13 protein-coding genes are annotated in these 18,175 nt (G+C 50.5%); 9 read left to right on the top strand and 4 right to left on the bottom strand.

All coding sequences use genetic code 11. The features are described 5' to 3' along the window. The first annotated feature begins 323 nt into the window (after window positions 1-323). Window positions 324-2,255, top strand: coding sequence for a M13 family metallopeptidase (locus tag L1278_RS11835; RefSeq protein WP_253405052.1), 1,932 nt, complete (start codon window positions 324-326; stop codon window positions 2,253-2,255). Window positions 2,256-2,492: 237 nt separating this feature from the next. On the opposite strand, the gene L1278_RS11830 is transcribed toward L1278_RS11835, so the two are convergent. Beyond that, entirely contained in the window at window positions 2,493-4,016 is a 1,524-nt protein-coding gene (locus L1278_RS11830; RefSeq protein WP_253404423.1) for a malate:quinone oxidoreductase, read from the bottom strand. 302 nt (window positions 4,017-4,318) lie between these two features. Between L1278_RS11830 and L1278_RS11825 the strand changes: the two genes are divergently transcribed. The 5 genes from L1278_RS11825 (at window position 4,319) to L1278_RS11805 (ending at window position 12,011) form a co-directional block, all read left to right on the top strand. Further along, entirely contained in the window at window positions 4,319-5,326 is a 1,008-nt protein-coding gene (locus tag L1278_RS11825) for a hypothetical protein (RefSeq protein WP_253404421.1), read from the top strand. 474 nt (window positions 5,327-5,800) lie between these two features. Next, window positions 5,801-8,308 (top strand): penicillin-binding protein 1A, encoded by a 2,508-nt coding sequence (locus L1278_RS11820; RefSeq protein ID WP_253404419.1) that lies wholly within the window; start codon window positions 5,801-5,803, stop codon window positions 8,306-8,308. 402 nt (window positions 8,309-8,710) lie between these two features. Continuing rightward, entirely contained in the window at window positions 8,711-9,385 is a 675-nt protein-coding gene (locus tag L1278_RS11815; protein ID WP_253404417.1) for a response regulator transcription factor, read from the top strand. Beyond that, the gene (locus tag L1278_RS11810) at window positions 9,385-10,659 is read left to right on the top strand and encodes a HAMP domain-containing sensor histidine kinase (protein WP_253404415.1); all 1,275 of its coding nucleotides are present in this window, start codon (window positions 9,385-9,387) and stop codon (window positions 10,657-10,659) included. Before L1278_RS11815 ends, L1278_RS11810 begins: the two co-directional genes overlap by 1 nt. A 77-nt stretch (window positions 10,660-10,736) precedes the next feature. After that, window positions 10,737-12,011 carry an SdiA-regulated domain-containing protein gene (locus L1278_RS11805; protein WP_253404413.1) on the top strand — a complete coding sequence of 425 codons (1,275 nt, stop codon included), beginning with the start codon at window positions 10,737-10,739 and terminating at the stop codon, window positions 12,009-12,011. Between the two features lie 38 nt (window positions 12,012-12,049). On the opposite strand, the gene L1278_RS11800 is transcribed toward L1278_RS11805, so the two are convergent. The 3 genes from L1278_RS11800 to L1278_RS11790 all read right to left on the bottom strand — a co-directional run bounded on the left by L1278_RS11800 (window position 12,050) and on the right by L1278_RS11790 (window position 14,974). Then, window positions 12,050-12,871: a phosphatase PAP2 family protein gene (locus tag L1278_RS11800; protein WP_253404411.1), complete on the bottom strand. Its 822-nt coding sequence runs from the start codon at window positions 12,869-12,871 to the stop codon at window positions 12,050-12,052. A gap of 122 nt (window positions 12,872-12,993) precedes the next feature. Next, window positions 12,994-13,854: an aminotransferase class IV gene (locus L1278_RS11795; RefSeq protein ID WP_253404409.1), complete on the bottom strand. Its 861-nt coding sequence runs from the start codon at window positions 13,852-13,854 to the stop codon at window positions 12,994-12,996. Further along, window positions 13,838-14,974 (bottom strand): P1 family peptidase, encoded by a 1,137-nt coding sequence (locus L1278_RS11790; protein WP_253404401.1) that lies wholly within the window; start codon window positions 14,972-14,974, stop codon window positions 13,838-13,840. The genes L1278_RS11795 and L1278_RS11790 overlap by 17 nt, the downstream gene beginning before the upstream one ends. Before the next feature lie 157 nt (window positions 14,975-15,131). Between L1278_RS11790 and L1278_RS11785 the strand changes: the two genes are divergently transcribed. From L1278_RS11785 to L1278_RS11775, 3 genes are all read left to right on the top strand, one after another. Next, the gene (locus L1278_RS11785) at window positions 15,132-15,899 is read left to right on the top strand and encodes a S1/P1 nuclease (protein WP_253404393.1); all 768 of its coding nucleotides are present in this window, start codon (window positions 15,132-15,134) and stop codon (window positions 15,897-15,899) included. Window positions 15,900-16,125: 226 nt separating this feature from the next. Continuing rightward, entirely contained in the window at window positions 16,126-16,317 is a 192-nt protein-coding gene (locus L1278_RS11780) for a cold-shock protein (RefSeq protein ID WP_007659836.1), read from the top strand. Window positions 16,318-16,471: 154 nt separating this feature from the next. Further along, complete coding sequence (locus L1278_RS11775) at window positions 16,472-18,130, top strand: M1 family metallopeptidase (RefSeq protein ID WP_253404391.1); 1,659 nt, start codon at window positions 16,472-16,474, stop codon at window positions 18,128-18,130. The last annotated feature ends 45 nt before the right edge of the window (window positions 18,131-18,175 follow it).

The following is an 18,175-nucleotide window of genomic DNA, read 5'->3' as shown; positions in this document are numbered from 1 at the left end:
GCTTGTTGTGTTACAGGTAAGACACGCCTTAACACGGGCTACCCAAAAAATAAACATCATTATTTCGCTTATTTGCCTTATTTTAGGCCATTCAAAAGAGTCCTGCTAGCAGGACTTCTGTTTGAGCATTTTAAAACAATCAATCTAACATGAAAAACACAAAAGACACTACTAATCTGTCTCAGACCGTGAGAGAGTCGTCTGTCTGGAAAAACCGCCTGAGACTTTTGCTTTTCGGCGCGGCAACTTTCTGCTCTCTTGAGGCGACGGCCCAGAACGGCGGCAAACCTGCCAGCCAGGCCAAGTTCATCGACAAGTCGAACATGGATCTGAGCGTGAAGCCTGGCAACGATTTCTATACCTACGCTAATGGCGTTTGGCTGAATAACAACCCGGTGCCTGCCAAGGAAACCCGCTGGGGTAGTTTCAACCAGCTGCGCGACTTCAACATCATCGCTGTTCGCACAATCCTGAAAGACGCTGCAGCCAAAACTAGCGCACCGGCCAGTTCGGTAGAACGCCGCGTGGGTGACTTCTATGCCGCTGCCATGGACAGCGCTGCCATCGAGAAGCTCGGCTATACCCCTATCAAAGCTGACCTGGAGCGCATCAAAGGTATACAGGATGTGAACGGTGTGCTGCATGAAGTAGCAACACTGCGTAGCACAGGTGCCGCTGCCCCAATGTTTGGCTTCTATGTAGGCCAGGACCGCAAGAACGTAGAGGTGATGATCCCGCAACTGAGCCAGGGCGGTACTACCCTGCCAGACCGTGACTATTACCTGAAGAATGATGCAAGAAGCACCCGCATTCAGGATGCCTACAAAACCTACATCACCAAGCTTTTCACCCTGACAGGTACAGACGAGGCTGCTGCGAAGAAAAACGCCGAGACCATCTTCAACATCGAAAAGAAAATGGCAGCCGCGCAGATGGCCCGTGTAGAGATGCGTGACCCGCACAAGACCTACAACAAATTTGCCGTAGCCGACTTCAGCAAAACCACGCCAAACATGGACTGGAAGCAGCTGATGACGGAGCTGAAAGTAACCGGTGAAGACACGATCCTGGTAAACAATCCAAGGTTCTTCACGGAGCTAAATGGTATGCTAACCGCTACGCCGGTAGCCGACTGGCAGACTTATCTTCAGTTCAACGTACTCAAGTCTGCAGCGCCATACCTGAGCTCTGACTTTGTAGATGCGAACTTCGCGTTCACCCAGACACTATCTGGCCAGAAGGTACAGACACCACGCTGGCAGCGCATGTCGCAGCTGACAGATGGCACTATAGGTGAGCTACTTGGCCAACTCTATGTAGAGAAACACTTTAAGCCGGAAGCGAAAGCCCGTATGGACGAAATGATCGCTAACCTGATCAAAGCCTACGAGATCCGCATCAAAGGTCTGGACTGGATGTCTGCCGAAACAAAGGATAAAGCCCTGGCTAAACTGGCTACCTTCCGTCCGAAAGTGGGCTACCCAGAAAAGTGGAAAACCTATGATGGACTGGAAGTAAACCGCAATGCTTTCTTCCAGAACGTGCGCAACGCCGGCCAGTGGGGTTACAACGACATGATCAGCCAGCTGGGCAAACCAGTTGACAGAACCAAGTGGGGTATGACACCTCCTACCGTGAACGCCTACTACAGCCCGGTGATGAACGAGATCGTGTTCCCGGCCGGTATCCTACAGTTCCCGTTCTTCGACCCGAATGCTGATGACGCGGTGAACTACGGTGGTATTGGTGCTGTGATCGGCCACGAGATCTCCCACGGTTTCGATGACTCCGGCAGCCAGTACGACAAAGACGGTAACCTGCGCAACTGGTGGACGGATGCAGACCGCGCCCGTTTCCAGGAGAAAGCTGACCAATTGGTTGCGCAGTACAATGGCTATACCGTGCTGGATTCCATCCATGTGAATGGTAAGCTGACACTGGGTGAAAACATTGGTGACCTGGGTGGCCTGAGTGCTGCTTACGAAGCCTTTAAAATGACCAAGCAAGGCAAGGGCAAGAAGAAAATTGACGGTTTCACGCCGGATCAGCGTTTCTTCCTGGCCTGGGCACAGGTATGGAGAACGAATATCCTGCCTGAAACTGCTGCCCAGTTGATCCTGACAGATTCGCACTCACCAGGCATGTACCGCACAATTGGTGCGCCGGTGAACATGGATGCCTGGTATAAGGCCTTTAATGTGAAGCCAGGTGACAAGCTGTACAAATCGCCGGAAGAAAGAATCAGAATCTGGTAATTGGCGCTCTGCCTATGAAAAAGCCCTCCCGATCGAGCTATCGGGAGGGCTTTTTGTGTTGTAAGTATCGAACCGGAACAGCTGGCTATACCTCACTATCAGGTATAGAAGTAGAATACTTATGAACCTTATGTGATTTGCCTTCACCTAGCTTGTCCGGCAGGTATAAGAATACATCGCCAACCAAATTGTGTGGACAGACTGAGCAGCAGGTATAGCACTGACAATTTCCCCGAGCTATACCTTGCCCTTTACCGTTTTCTGCAAACCGAGCACCTCGCCGGTCCAGCTGCGTACTCTGTGGAGCAGCGCAGCATCATCGGCCAGCGACTCCCCATACGACGGAATCATCTGCTTCAGCTTCTGCTGCCAGGCTGCTGATTGCATCTTCTCCGGAAAACAGCGGTGCAGCAGGTTGATCATAATGGAAACAGCTGTGGAAGCCCCCGGAGACGCCCCCAGCAGCGCCGCCAACGACCCGTCAGCACCAGCAACTACCTCAGTACCGAACTCCAGCACACCGCCATGCTCCGGGTCCTTTTTAATTACCTGCACCCGCTGCCCGGCCACTTCCAGTTTCCAGTCCTCGCCCCTTGCCTCCGGGTAGTATTGACGTAGCGCCTCTAGCCGTTCATCTGATGATTGTAGCACCTGGTCAATCAGGTATTGCGTGAGTGGGATGTTCTTTACGCCGGCAGACAGCATCGGACGTAGGTTATTTACTTTGATGGACAGCGGCAGATCGAAGAAAGAACCGTTTTTTAGAAACTTGGTGGTGAAGCCGGCATAAGGCCCAAAAAGCAGTTCGCGCTTGCCATTGATGAAGCGGGTATCCAGGTGCGGCACCGACATGGGCGGGGAGCCTACAGAAGCTTTGCCGTATACCTTGGCCTTGTGCTGCTCAATTACATCCGGGTTAATGCATTTGAGCCACTGGCCGCTTACCGGAAAGCCCCCAAAACCTTCTCCTTCAGGTATACCTGACTTCAGCAGCAAGGGTAAAGAACCTCCACCTGCCCCAATAAAAACAAAATTTCCGCTTACCCTGTGCTTATCTCTTGATTCCCGATGTCGAACACGAACACTCCAACTGTTGTCAGGCCGCTGCTTTAGTTTACGAACATCGTAGCCGAAGTACAGGTTTACCCCTTCCATTTTGCCCAGTCGCTCAAACATAGAGCGGGTCAGCGCCCCAAAATTCACATCTGTGCCTAGGTCCATGCGTGTGGCTGCCACTTTCTCGAGCGGGTCACGTCCGTCCATCACCAGCGGCATCCAGCGCTTCAGCTCATCCAGGTCTTCTGTATACTCCATACCTTCAAAAAGATGGCAGGAAGTGAGGGCGGCATGGCGCTTCCGGAGATAATTGACATTGTCATCACCCCACACAAAACTCATGTGCGGAATACTATTGATAAAATTACCCGGAAGGTCGATCATATTTTCCTGTATGAGGTAGGACCAGAACTGCCGCGATATTTCAAACGATTCGGAAATACTGACTGCTTTGGCGATATCGATGCTGCCGTCGGCTTTTTCTGGGGTGTAGTTTAGCTCACAGAAAGCAGCATGGCCCGTTCCGGCATTGTTCCAGGCGTCGGAGCTTTCTGCTGCTGCTACATCAAGCCTTTCGAGTACCGTGATCCGCAAATCGGGCTGTAGTTCCTTTAACATCATACCCAGCGTAGCGCTCATTATTCCAGCACCAATCAGTACAACATCCGTCTCCGAAATATCAGGCAATCTACGTTCCTTTCTCATAAATTTCAGCTTAGTAGTTTAGAAAGTATACTACGCAGCGAGCTGTAATGGGTATGCTGAATTGAAATTTTTTGGCTTTGTTGGAGGATCGTATTGATGGTCAATGTTTGCTGGCATCAGGTGAACAGCCGGATTTTGCCAGTGAATGAATCTGTAGCGAACGGTATAAAGAGCAACCCACATAAAATTATAAATTCCTTGAACTCAAATACTTATATTGCGGTTGCTAATGCATTGAACTACAATACCCCGCTGCCTATACCTACTGACAGGATTCCTGTCTTATGAAACAAATGATGAATATGAGTACCAATATTTCAAAAAATCTATTGCCTCAGTATGCTGGTTTTAAATCATCTTATTCACCCACAACCGAGCATGAGACTGACATCCTTTCCGTAAGTTTTTGTCCGCATTACAAGCTGCTTTGTGCAAAATGGAACCGCTTTACTACTTCTGCTGAACTAAAGCAGTCGATTCGTTTGCTGGCACGTGCTACAGCTATTCTTAAAGCAGAACTTTTGCTGGTTGAAATACCTGCCGAATACAATGTAACGACAGAGGATCAGCAATGGGCGAAGAAATTCATGTACGACGCACTGCAGTATACCTCCATCCGGCGGGTGGCCCGCGTGGTACCCAGCGAGATGAATACTATGATGCGACAGACCTTGCTCACCCTGGGGGAAATGCCCTACGAAGCCTGTTTATTTGATAACTGGGAAGAAGGCTTGCGCTGGCTGCTGCGGGACAACTACAAGGCGATCGTCAACGAAGAATTTATTCAAATACCCCTCCATTTTAACCTGAAGCTTATACGCGCGGGTCTGAAGGCCAAGGGACATGCCTCCGTACCGGTTGCACCTGCCCAACAGGGCAATCCCACCAGTATACCGGAGCCCCTTCCGGATCTGATCACCATCGAAACCGATTTTGTGTCTATACTGCTGGATAAGGCGAAAAGCCTGATGCATATTCGCTGGAAGAAGGCACCACAAAGCCGTCAATACCGCTACGGAATGCTGAAGGCGGGACGCGCCCTGGTAGCGCATCGCCTAGAGCGCTTGTTGCTCAATAACCAGCGCCTCGGCGTGCTCACACTCGAAGACCAGGGTTGGCTGATCACTACATCGCAGCAAATGCTACCTAAAATGAATCTGAGAAAGCTGGCAGTGATCACCTCAGCTGATGCCCTGCAGCAAATGAGCAGCGAAAATATTGGCAAAAAGCTGAAGCAGGCCGCAATAGACCATCAGGCACAATACTTTTTGGCAGAAGAAGATGCATTGGATTGGTTGGAGCAAGATTAAGTTCTTTTGCTTAGTTAAGGATTCTTTCTGAATGGAAGTTTGTATAGTCTGCCTTATCAATTACAACAGCTGTTCTAAAATCTGATCTCCCGACATTAGAATTGCGTACTGTTATACCTGACGTTTTCTCACAAAATCACCAGTAAATTAGGCCTTTAACTAATCTTCAGTTAAAGGCTTTTTAGTTTCAGGGAGTTTTCTGTTTTTATAAGATGAGCTGCTAAATAGCACGTGCTGTTTAGTTTTGATGGGAGTTAAAACAAGAGAGTTATTGTACACAGGAGTTTTAATACGCCAGAGAAAAATGAATATTATGTGGTCTTATTGCGTTATTAGCCATGGCAATTGCCAAAACCGGACGTCCTGAAGAGTATTTCTCTCGTATGGCCTCTGAAAAACAAGGCAAGGTATGGCGTGGTTATTGCCTGCCTTTTGGCTGCAGCTGCCGCAGCAGTTGTGCAAAACTAATCTTATATGAAGCGTTTGCTCGTAAAGCTAATAAAATTAATCACTTACGGTCTCCTTGTACCTGTTCTCACCTTTCTGGGCACACAGTTTCGCCTCTTTTTTAAGAGCCAGCAGCCCAAATTCACAGCCACATACTGGCAGCAGAAAGGACAAGCTATACGTCAGTTTAACCCCCTGAAGCCACGCATGTCAGATATGCGCGCTATCCTGCGTTTTGCCCTGAAGAGTGCTCTTTTTCTTGTACTCGCTTTCACGATCTTCTACCTTACCGTGTTCACAGGTATAGTGGGCGGCGCCATACCCTCTCGCGCGCAACTGAAAGCGATCCAGAACAACACGGCCTCTGAGGTATACTCTGCTGACAATGTGCTACTGGGTCGCTACTACATTCAGGACCGCACCAACATTCGCTATGACGATATTGCGCCCGTTGCCATCGATGCTCTGGTTGCGACCGAAGACGTGCGCTTTTACGAGCACAGCGGCGTGGACGCCCGAAGCTTAGCGCGTGTGTTTGTGAAGACGCTGCTGATGGGTCAGGAAAGTGCCGGCGGGGGCAGTACCTTGAGCCAACAGTTGGCCAAGAACCTTTTTCCGCGCAAAGGCCGCCGTATCTGGGAAATGCCGATCAATAAGCTGCGCGAGATCATCATCGCGCGCAAGCTCGAAAGCATCTACTCCAAGCAGGAATTACTGGAGCTATACCTGAATACAGTGCCCATGGGAGGCAATCTCTACGGCATCGAGCGGTCTTCCCGACGATTTTTCAATACAACCGCCGACTCGCTCAAGACAGAGCAGGCCGCTGTGCTGATCGGTATGCTGAAAGCGACTACCAGTTATAACCCTCGCCTGTACCCGGAGCGCTCGCTGCAGCGTCGTAATGTGGTACTTAGCCAAATGGCCAAGTATAATTATCTTACACCACAACAAGCTGATTCTCTGAAGAAAATACCGCTTAAGCTAAACTACCGCTATATCACCCACAACGACGGGGTGGCTCCTTATTTCCGGGAGCAACTTCGGCAGGAACTCATGCAGTGGGCCGCTACACAACGCAAGCAGAATGGTCAGCCCTACAACCTGTACACAGACGGACTCAAGATCTACACCACAATTGACTCGCGTATGCAGCGGCATGCCGAACAGGCAGTGCGCAAAAAAATGGCCCAGCTGCAGCAGCAGTTTGATACACACTGGAAAGGCCGCAAACCATGGGGCTCCGATGCCTCGGTTATTCAGCTGGCCATGCAGCGCTCTGACCGTTACAAAAAACTAAAAGCAGGTGGTGCGGATGAAGCCGAAATACTGGAAAACTTCCGGCAGCCCGTCAACATGCAGGTATTTAACTGGAAAGGCAGCACCACCAAGCCCATGACGCCAATGGACTCGCTGCAATATTACCAGCGCTTCCTGAACACTGGACTCTTGTCAATGGAGCCTGCCACGGGATTTGTGCGCGCCTGGGTGGGCGGCATCAACCACCATGCTTTTAAATATGACCATGTGCGCTCCCGGCGCCAGGTGGGCTCCACGTTCAAGCCTTTTGTGTATGCCGCTGCGCTGGAGAAAGGTATAAAGCCCTGCGATTATTTCCCGAACGAGCTCACCACCTACCCGGAATATGAGGACTGGTCACCCCGAAACTCCAACGGACAGTACGGCGGAGAGTATACCATGCGGGGTGCCCTGGCCCAATCGGTGAACACCATATCTGCACACCTGATCCTCGAGACCGGGGTTGACCGGACCGTGGCACTAGCTAAGCGTATGGGCATACAACAAGACCTGCCACGGGTACCTTCGCTGGCCCTGGGCACCGCTGACCTTTCGCTGCTGGAAATGGTGAGCGCCTATGCGGCCTTTGCCAATGGGGGTTATAAAACAGCACCCATTTACATTGATCGTATTGAGGACCGGCAAAGCCGTGTCATTCACCAGCACCGTAGCCGAAGTGGCACACAGCGTGTGCTGTCGCGCGACAACGCGGCCGTTATGCTGCACCTGCTACAGGGTGTAGTAGAAGAAGGCAGCGCTGCCCGCCTGCGGACAGAGTATGGCTTGCGCATGGACATTGCCGGTAAAACAGGCACCTCGCAGGAGCATGCCGATGGCTGGTTCATCGGCATCACCCCGGAACTGGTCACAGGCGTTTGGGTTGGGGCAGAAAGTCCGAAGGTCAGGTTCAGAACGATCACCGAGGGACAAGGATCTCGCACAGCCATGCCTGTATGGGGAGAGTATATGCGTCGCGTGGCGCAGGACAAAGAGTTTGCCAGTCTTCGGACCGGCCGATTTGCTCCTCTCCCTTCTCACCTGCAAGAAATGGTAAGCTGCCCGTCTTACCGCGAAGGTCCACCGGAACCGGAAAACATCTTTGACCGGATTGCCGACACGGTCGTGAAAACCTACGAAGACTGGAAAAACCAGGCCAAGAGCAACCGCGAAAGAAAAAAGGAAGAAAAAAAGCGTAGGCAGGAAGAGAAAAAGAACCGGAAAATTCGCTGGTTCTAACCCAGGACAGCCCTTAGACCTGGAGCAATTTGTGTTTTCCCGAAGTCAGGAGAAAGTCGGGCTATACCTTATTCCGTCAAATAAGCAATGATCAATTCAAGCTTCATCTCGACGATAGGAAAGATCTGATTTATTTCAAGACCTTGGCTATATTCCAGATTTCTCACTAATAGAGTGCCTCCACCCCCAGTTCGAAATGACAGAAAAGTGCTTAATTTGACGGCATTGGGCTATACCTTGATCCAGCAGTCTCCTTCCTCCGAAATGGTTAATGGTATACCTTGAGATATTATATATACCTATGGCAGTGTCCGCACGTATTGGCCTATACCTGCCTTCCGAAGCTTCGAAACAGATTGTCTTCAGATTCTTTCCGTATACTTCGTGAAATAAACCGAATGGATGAAACTCCTGATAATTGAAGACGAGCAAGCCCTGAATGCCTCCATGGTTTCCTACCTGCAAGCGGGTGGCTATACCTGCGATACGGCCCTTAACTATCACGACGGTTCCCGTATGCTCGCTGACCAGCACTATACCTGTGTACTGGTAGACCTCACCTTGCCGGGCGGCAATGGGCTGGACCTGGTGAGATTGCTCAAGAAGAACAACCCGGATACGGGTATCATCATTATATCCGCTAAAAACGCCCTTGACGATAAAATAACCGGCTTAGAACTGGGCGCAGACGATTACCTGACTAAACCATTCCATCTGTCCGAACTCAACGCCAGGCTGCGCTCCGTTATCCGGCGCCGGAACTTCAACGGGCAGAAGGTAATTAAGATCGGAAACCTGGAAGTGTTCCCGGAGTCGGCTGAGGCGCTGGTGCAGGGCCGCAAACTTACCCTGACCAAAAAGGAATATGATCTGCTGCTCTACTTCGTCACCAACAAAAACAGGGTGCTAACCAAAGACTCTATTGCCGAGCACCTGTGGGGCGACCACATCGAATCGCTTGATTCGCTCGACTTTGTGTACACGCACATCAAAAATCTGCGACGCAAGTTGGTGGAGGCCGGTGGTGAAGACCCGATCACGACCGTGTACGGGATGGGCTATAAATTCAGCTTCTGATGCGCATACTCACCAAGACCAGTCTTTACTATCTTCTGGTTTCCGTTATCGTGTTTTTGCTGGGTGGCCTGAGCTTTTACAAGATCCTCCAGACGGAGATCTACGACGAAGTTGACGACCAACTCTTCACGGACAAAGAGAACATCATCGAATACATCCGGAGTCACAACGAGCTACCCAACGTGACCTCTGGCATATCGGAAGCCATCATTGTGAGGGAAACGAGCGCCCATGCAGGAGCCCTCGAAGCGTTGTCGGACACGCTTATATTCAGCACCTACGACGAAGAGTATGTGCCCTTCCGTAAGCTCACCTTCACCACCTACCAGGACGGCAAACCCTTCGAGTATACCATCCTAAAGTCGCTGATGGACTTTGAGGACCTTTTTGAGAGTACCATGCTGGCAATGGCCTGGATCTTCGTGTTGCTGCTTATCGGGCTGGCCGGGGTGAACTACTTCATCAACAAATACAACTGGCGCAATTTCTACGACACGCTCGAGCGGGCCAAGCGCTACAGCCTGACACAGCGAAAACCCTTGCTGCTCAAACCAACCGATACTCAGGAGTTTCAGGAGCTCAACGAAGTGCTGCAGGCCATGACCGGCAAGATCCACAACGACTACCTCAACCTGAAAGAGTTCACCGAAAATGCCTCGCACGAAATACAGACGCCGCTGGCCATTGTAGGCAGCAAACTGGAGCTCTTCATGCAGTCCGATAATCTGACGCAGGCGCAGGCATCCATGCTGGAAGAGATGCATGCCTCCATCAACCGCTTGTCGCGCCTCAACCGCTCCCTGATTCTGCTCACCCGCATCGAGAACCGGGAGTTTTCGGAGAACGAAGTCATCCCGCTACACGAACTGCTGCAGGAGCAACTCGACCAGTTGCACGAGATGATGCTGATGCACGACATTCAGGTAGAGATCGAAGCCATGCAGCCTGTATTTGTGGAGATGAACATTGGTTTGTGCGAGATCCTGATTTCCAACCTGCTGCTCAACGCCATCCGGCACAACAGCACAGGCGGCATTATCCGGATCAGCCTGAAAGCAGATGAGCTTTGCATCAAGAACTCCGGTGAGCCCCTGCAGGAAGAGCCTGTGACTTTATTTGAACGCTTCAGAAGTGGTAACAAACTTTCCGGATCAATGGGAATTGGACTGGCTCTGGTCAGCAAAATCAGCGAGCTCTACCAGCTCACACCTTCCTATACCTACGAAGAGGGCCTGCACGTGCTCCGGCTGAAGTTTCAAAAAAATATTTCATAAAATCGCGTTTCTTCAGAATTGCTTCAAATTCGGTCTGTATACCTTATCAGATACACGAAAGAATTATGAAGCTAAAAATGAAACATACATATTTATGGGCAATGGTGCTTGTAGCGGGCACCACCCTCAGCAGCTGCGATCAGATCTGGTCCGCCCGAAACGTACCCGATGCCGTAAAAGTGAAATTTGTGGAGAGTTACCCCACCATCAAGCAAGTGGACTGGGAGCGATTGGATAGCGTATACGAAGCTGAATTCAAGATAAGCGGCCGGGAGCGGAAAGCTCTTTTCCGGGAGGACGGCACACTCATCAGCTATACCGAAGAGATCGAAGAACAGTACCTCCCGAAAACAGTGGTGGCGCAACTGCAGCAGGAATTTGACCGCTACAAAATAGAGGAAGTACATCGCGTGCAGGAAAACAACGTGACCAGCTTCGTGGTGGAGCTTGAAAAAAGTGGACGCGACATCTGGCTGCGATACAATGAAGCGGGTGAGCTGATGGAGAAATCTGCACTCCCTGCTTCCAGGATACTGAATCAGTCTGCTTCCCTCCTGCCACTTGCCGACAATGAAACAACAGCAGATGACCTGGGTATGGCAGATACACGTTGGGAATTACCCGCCGAACTGCGTGAAGTGTCGGGCATCTCCCTCCTCCCGGATGGCACTATGGCCTGTGTGCAGGACGAAGAAGGCAAGATCTTCATCTATGACCTGCAACAGGAAGCGATCACTAAAGAAATCCCGTTTGCAGGACCTGGCGACTACGAAGGTATAGCCATAGCTGGCGAGAATGCCTACATTGTGCGGAGCGACGGAACACTCTTTGAAGTAGCCGGATTTATGGGCCAGAAGCCGAATGTCAAGGTATACGAAGCCTCCTTTCCAGCTACGATCAACATAGAAGGCCTTGCTTATGACCAGGAACAAAACCAGCTCCTACTGGCTCCTAAAGGCCATGACCCGAAACTGAAAATGCAGAAAGCCATTTACGCTTTTTCGCTGGACTCCAATAAATTCCAGTCAGAGCCAGTCATCAACATATCGCTGGAGCAGGTAGAGCCACCAAAGAAGGGTAAAAAGCAGAAGTCGGACTACGATGTGCTGCAGCCTTCCTCCCTCGAAAAGCACCCGTCTGACAACACGCTATACCTGCTCGATGCGGTCAACAACCGACTTTATGCGATGACGAAGGATGGGAAGCTTTCCCGAACCCTGGAGCTGGACGAGTCGCAGCTGCGGCAGGCCGAGGGCCTGACCTTTGATCAGGACGGCGCCATGTACATTGCCAGCGAGGGCGGCAAAAAAGGAAAAGGGGTCATTTTGAAATACACCAAAAGCATCAACTAGAACAATCGCCCGGCACCCCATGTGTCGGGCGATTTGCTTTAATGCAGCTGCCATACCAGGGCAATACCGCCAGCCCCGCCACCATAATAAGGCATCATGATCAGTTTATTTTGCTGCTTGCTGTGAAAACTGCGATCTATGATCTCCTGAAGTCTGGGGTAAACCATATATACGACCTCCGCCGATAGGATTCCTATACCTGCTCCGGCCAGCACATCAGATAGCCAATGTTTATCGTTGAGGATGCGCATTGCACCCGTGGCCGTGGCCGCGGAATAACCTGCTATGCTATACCAGATGCTGCGCCCTCCATACTCCTTGTGAAAAAAGGTAGCGTATGCGAAAGCCTTGCTGGTGTGCGCCGAGGGAAAGGCATCGTTGCTAGAGCCATCAGGGCGGTTGATGGCCGTGATGGATTTGAGGTTGTTGGTGATGACCCTGTTGACGAAGTGCGTCATGCCCAGTAATAGTGCCTGTTCTGCATAGTGGTGCTCCCCTTTTACGCCTGCCAGGTTTAGCCCCACCGTCAGTGCTAACGGCATGTGGTAAAGGTAGTCGTCCACACGGGTGTTGTAATCGGCGTATTCGCGCCGAACGACCCGGCGCAGGCCGCGGCTTCCTTCGAAAAGCCCTTCATCATCCATGTGGCTCACCCCCAGCCCGATCAGCAGAACAGGTATCGCTGCTTTTCTGGTGAACTCGCTGAGTTTCTTTGTCTCAGTCACCTGCGTGGTTGTGTCAGCTAATTGTTCGACAACAGTGGTATCCGGAATGTGGGGAATTTTGATTTGAGGCTGGTGAGCGAACACCGGGGGGAGCAACAACCAACTCATGAAAAAGCAGTAAACGTATTTCTTCATAGCAAAGGCCTTTTCTCTACTATATACAGGCCGATTCTGAAGAAAATCTGATTTCTACTAAAAAAAAGCCGCTACCTATCAAATAGTTAGCGGCTTTAAGTTTTCATAAGAGTTCTGAGTGGTTATTTGCTTTTCAAAGCAGCCACTTGCTCATTTTCCAGGTCCACCAGATCTTGCAATAACTGCAGGCTCACTTCGCCCGGCTTGCCTGTACCAATCAAAATGTCATCAACCCGAACAATGGGTAGCACACGCTTAGTGGTGCTGGTCAGAAAACATTCTTTGGCTTGCAGCACTTCCTCTAACCGGATGTCGCGCACTTCTGTCTTATACCTGCGGCCAGCCAGCGTCAGCACATTTTTGCGGGTGATTCCCTTTAAGATATTCTTGGCGGGTGTCACCACGGTATCATCATGCGTCACGAGGAAGAAGTTACAGCGTGGAAATTCAGAGACAATCCCGTTTTTAGCATATAGCACCTCTTCTGCCCCGCTGGCCTTTTGTTCCTGCAGCAGGCGTATACCCATGGAATAGTTGATCGTTTTCACTTCCGGCACCTCCCGCACGTAGTCATGCGTCATGATCGGAATGCCTTTGGCCACTTTTTCGGGGGAAGGCAGCGTGAGCGGGAGCTGTGTGATAAGCAGATTGGGGTTCATCGGTGTAAAGCCATCCTCGGAGTAACCACCGGTCAGGATCATCTTCATACCGGCTTCCGGCAATTGGTTACGCTCTATCAGATCGGCGATCACCTGCTTCAGTTCTTCCCTTGACAGCGGTACCTCCAGGTGCATCAGTTGTGCCGATTGATAAAAGCGGTCCAGGTATTCGTCCAGAAACAACGGACAGCCCTGCTGCACTTTCACAAAATCAAACACCCCGTAGCCGCGTTGCACGGAAAGGTCACTGACATGCAGTCGCGCCTCGCTCAGAGGTACGATCTGGCCCAGGTTGTAGGCGAAAAGCTTATCGTTTGATGGCATTGTGTTTCTTTAATAGTTTGATAACGGATTCGATCGGAAGTGTTTCTACCGTGTTATTATTTTGCCCTTTCATGGTCTCAGCCCGAAGAAGCGAATTGATGATCGCTTCTTCGGTTGCCTCAATCGTAGCCATAAAGAGCGGCGACATCTCATCATTCCGCAGAAGCGTGAAAGTCTGTGTTTTTTCTTCAGACTGATAAGGTATACGCAGCCCTTCGTTGGTGGAGAATGCGATCACGTAGTCGCCGCTGCCATTGGAAGCGATTCCACCTGTTTTGGCCAGGCCCAGCATAGCTCTTTTGGCGATACGTTCCAGGTTGCGGGCATCCACGGGCGCATCAGTTGCCACCACGATCATGCAGGAACCATCCGCACTTTCCAATATCTGTTTGCTGTACGAAAACTTACCTAACTCCTCTCCTACAGGTATGCCGTCGATCTGCAGCACGCCACCAAAATTACTTTGTACCAGCACACCCACGGTATAGCCACCCAGACTAGCGGGCAGTTTGCGCGATGCTGTTCCTATTCCTCCCTTATACCCGAAGCAGACTGTTCCGGTTCCTGCCCCCACATTGCCTTCAGCCACCGGTCCGCCTGCTGCTTGATTGATCGCCTGCAGCACATGCTCCTCTTTCACATGACGGCCGCGGATGTCGTTCAGGTAGCCGTCGTTCGTTTCACCCACCAGCGCATTCACCGACTGCACCGCTTCGTTACCGGACTGCTGCAAGGTATAGCCGACCACGGCATTCATGGCCGTGCCTACTCCTAGGGTGTTGGTTAGAATAATCGGCGACTCCAGGTTACCGAGTTCCTGCACCTGTGTGCTGCCGGCCAGTTTGCCGAAACCATTACCTACATAGACTGCGGCTGGTATTTTATTTTGAAAGAGGTTTTCGTTATGTGGTAATATAGCCGTCACACCGGTCCGTACATTATCTTTCTGCACCAAAGTGGTGTGCCCAACCCGCAGACCGGCCACATCTGTAATGGCATTGTTCGTACCGGGCTGCAGCACCCCGATCCGGATGCCATAGTCCCGAGCCCGCTTACGATCCTGTCCGCTTGCATTTACCAATACTGTCATCATAAGGATTCCTGTCAGGAGTATTTTCATAGCGGTAATCTAAGTCTAAATATGAGCTTTCACAACTGCCACGTGCCTCTCAAACCAAAGCCGGAAAAGCCATTCTCTAAAAGAAATAAGCTTTATTCTACACAATTAAGCAAAAAAGCCTTTGTTTTGCAGCATTAAAAATCCAATAATTTTATCGATGAAAAAAATAGTTTGTATTCTGCTGTTTCTCCCATTGTTTGTGTCGCAGGCAATGGCCTGGGGACAAAACGGACACCGCGCCGTCGGCCTGATAGCAGAGCAGCACCTGAAGAAAAAAGCACAGAAGAAAATCAACAGGATTCTGGCAGATAATTCTTTGGCTGAAGTGTCGGTTTGGATGGATGATATCAAGTCTGACAAAGCCTATAACCACACACACGACTGGCACTGGGTAACTGTACCGGGCGGCAAGACTTACGATCAGACCGAGAAAAACCCGAACGGTGACATCATCATGAAGATCGAGGAACTAGTGACTGTTCTAAAAGCCGGCAACCTGAATGCGAAGCAGGAAGAGGAATACCTCAAGTACCTGGTGCACCTGGTAGGCGACCTCCACCAACCACTACATGTGGGCAAAGAAGGTGATACAGGCGGGAATGCTGTGAAATTGCAGTGGTTCGGACAGCCATCTAATTTGCACCGGGTATGGGATAGCGACATGATCGACGGCAAAAACCTGAGCTTTACAGAGCTGGCCCTATTTGTCGGTACTCCTTCCAAAGATCAGGTGAAAGCCTGGCAGTCTACCGGCGTGCGTGAGTGGGCTTACGAGTCGGTACAGCTAAGAGAGCAGGTATACAGCCTGCCGGAAGATGGTCGTTTGGGCTACCGCTACAGCTATGATAACTTCAGCACCGTGGAGCAGCGCATCCTGCAGGCGGGCATTCGACTGGCGGGTCTGCTGAACCAAATCTACGGCTAAACAGTACAACATTCATACCTCCGAAAAATCCGGCAGCTACTCCATGTTGTCGGATTTTTTTATGCCTTTTTCTGGACGACTATGCATACGAGAAAGCAAATTGAAAAAAATAATAGGCCTTGAGCGTGCGCAGAAGCATATTTTAAAGTTTTTTGCAAAAAGTTGCAACATACTATGAACGTTTTACCGTTATGCAGTGTCTAACATGTATTAACAACAACATATCATGAGTAACGGAAAAGTAAAATTCTTTAATGAAACCAAAGGTTTCGGTTTTATCAAAGACAGTGAAACAAACGAAGAGTACTTCGTACACGTAACAGGTTTGATCGATGAGATCAGAGAAAACGACGAAGTAACATTCGAAGTGAAAGAGGGCAAAAAAGGACTAAACGCGGTAAATGTGAAACTGGCTTAGTCTGGTTATATATAAAGCGTAAATCAAACAAAGGGCTCCGCATCATGCGGGGCCCTTTGTCGTTTATACCTATCTGCGTGACAATTGACATACTGTAGGCTGTTCCTTTTCGAAATTCTTTTTAATTTAAGCTTTCTGAATGAAAGCTATACCTATGAAAAACCTATCGGCCAGGCGTACACTTACCGGAGTTGCGCTTTTGCTGGGACTCTGCAGCCTTGAGACGCAGGCGCAGCAGAAAACTCCCACCTTTACCCGCCAGGACACCCTGCGGGGCACCATCACCCCAGAGCGGGCCTGGTGGGACCTCACCTATTACCACCTCGACATCAGTGTGAATCCGGCGGACAGCAGCATCCACGGCAAGAACACAATTCGCTACAAAGTGCTGGATCCTTACCAGATAATGCAGATCGACCTGCAGCCTCCTATGCGAATGGAACGGGTGATGCAGAACGGAAAGCAGCTGAATGTTCGTCAGGAAGGCAATGCCTATTTTGTACAGCTGATAGACGCACAGAAAAAGGGCGCTCAAAACGAAGTGGAGGTATACTATGGTGGCAAGCCGAAGGTAAGCAAAAACCCGCCCTGGAGCGGGGGCATCACCTGGAAGCGTGATGCGCAAGGCAAACCATTTATTGCCAGTTCAAACCAGGGCGACGGCGCCAGTTTGTGGTGGCCTTGCAAAGATCATATGTACGATGAGCCGGACAGCATGCTGATCAGTGTGGCTGTTCCGAAAGACCTGACCAATGTATCGAACGGCAGACTGCGTGGCGTTGACGAGAACCCCGACGGCACACGTACCTTCCACTGGGCAGTCACTAACCCAATCAACAACTACGGGGTCAACATCAACATCGGCGACTATGTGCATTTTGGCGAGAAGTACCAGGGCGAAAAAGGCGTTTTGGATTGCGACTACTGGGTAATCCGCGATAATCTGGAGAAAGCAAAAGTGCAGTTTAAGGATGTGCGCCGCACGTTGGATGCCTTTGAGCATTGGTTTGGTCCCTACCCTTTTTATGAAGACAGCTACAAACTCGTAGAGGCCCCTTATTTAGGTATGGAGCACCAGAGTTCTGTAACGTACGGCAATGGCTACGCAAACGGCTACCGCGGTCGCGACCTGAGCGGCTCGGGCTGGGGTATGAAATTCGACTACATCATCATCCACGAAACAGGACACGAGTGGTTCGCCAACAACATCACCTACAAGGATGTAGCCGATATGTGGATCCACGAGAGTTTCACGACTTATTCGGAGCCTTTGTTTGTAGAATACCACTACGGCAAGCAGGCGGGCAGCGAATACGTGATCGGGATACGGCAGAACATACGAAACGACCGCCCGATCATTGGCCATTACAACGTGAACAAGAGCGGCTCCGGCGATATGTACCCGAAAGGTGCCAACATGCTCCATACCTTGCGCCAGGTTGTGAACGACGACGAAAAATGGCGCGGCATATTGCGCGGGCTCAACCGTGATTTCTATCACCAGACAGTGACAACCGAGCAGATCGAAAACTACCTTTCGCAGCACACAGGTCGTGACCTGAGCCGCTTCTTCGACCAATACCTGCGCGATACCCGTTTACCTGCGCTGGAGTACAAACTGGAAAAGAAAAAACTAACGTACCGCTGGACCAGTGTAGTAGAAGGTTTCGATATGCCGGTGAAGGTATACCTGAATGGCGAGGAACAATGGTTAGAACCAACAACTGATTGGAAAGAAATCAAAAAAGTAAAAGCCGGCACCAAACTGACCATCGACCCGAACTTCTATGTGCAGGAAGGGAAGGAAGTTTAGAAGTTGGAGAGTTGAGGAGTTTGAGAATTAAGAATTTTATTAAAT

Source organism: Pontibacter sp. HSC-36F09 (genome assembly GCF_024171605.1).
Lineage (GTDB): Bacteria > Bacteroidota > Bacteroidia > Cytophagales > Hymenobacteraceae > Pontibacter.
The sequence above is the reverse complement of the archived record's forward strand: the minus strand, read 5'-3'. Positions and strand labels throughout refer to the sequence as shown.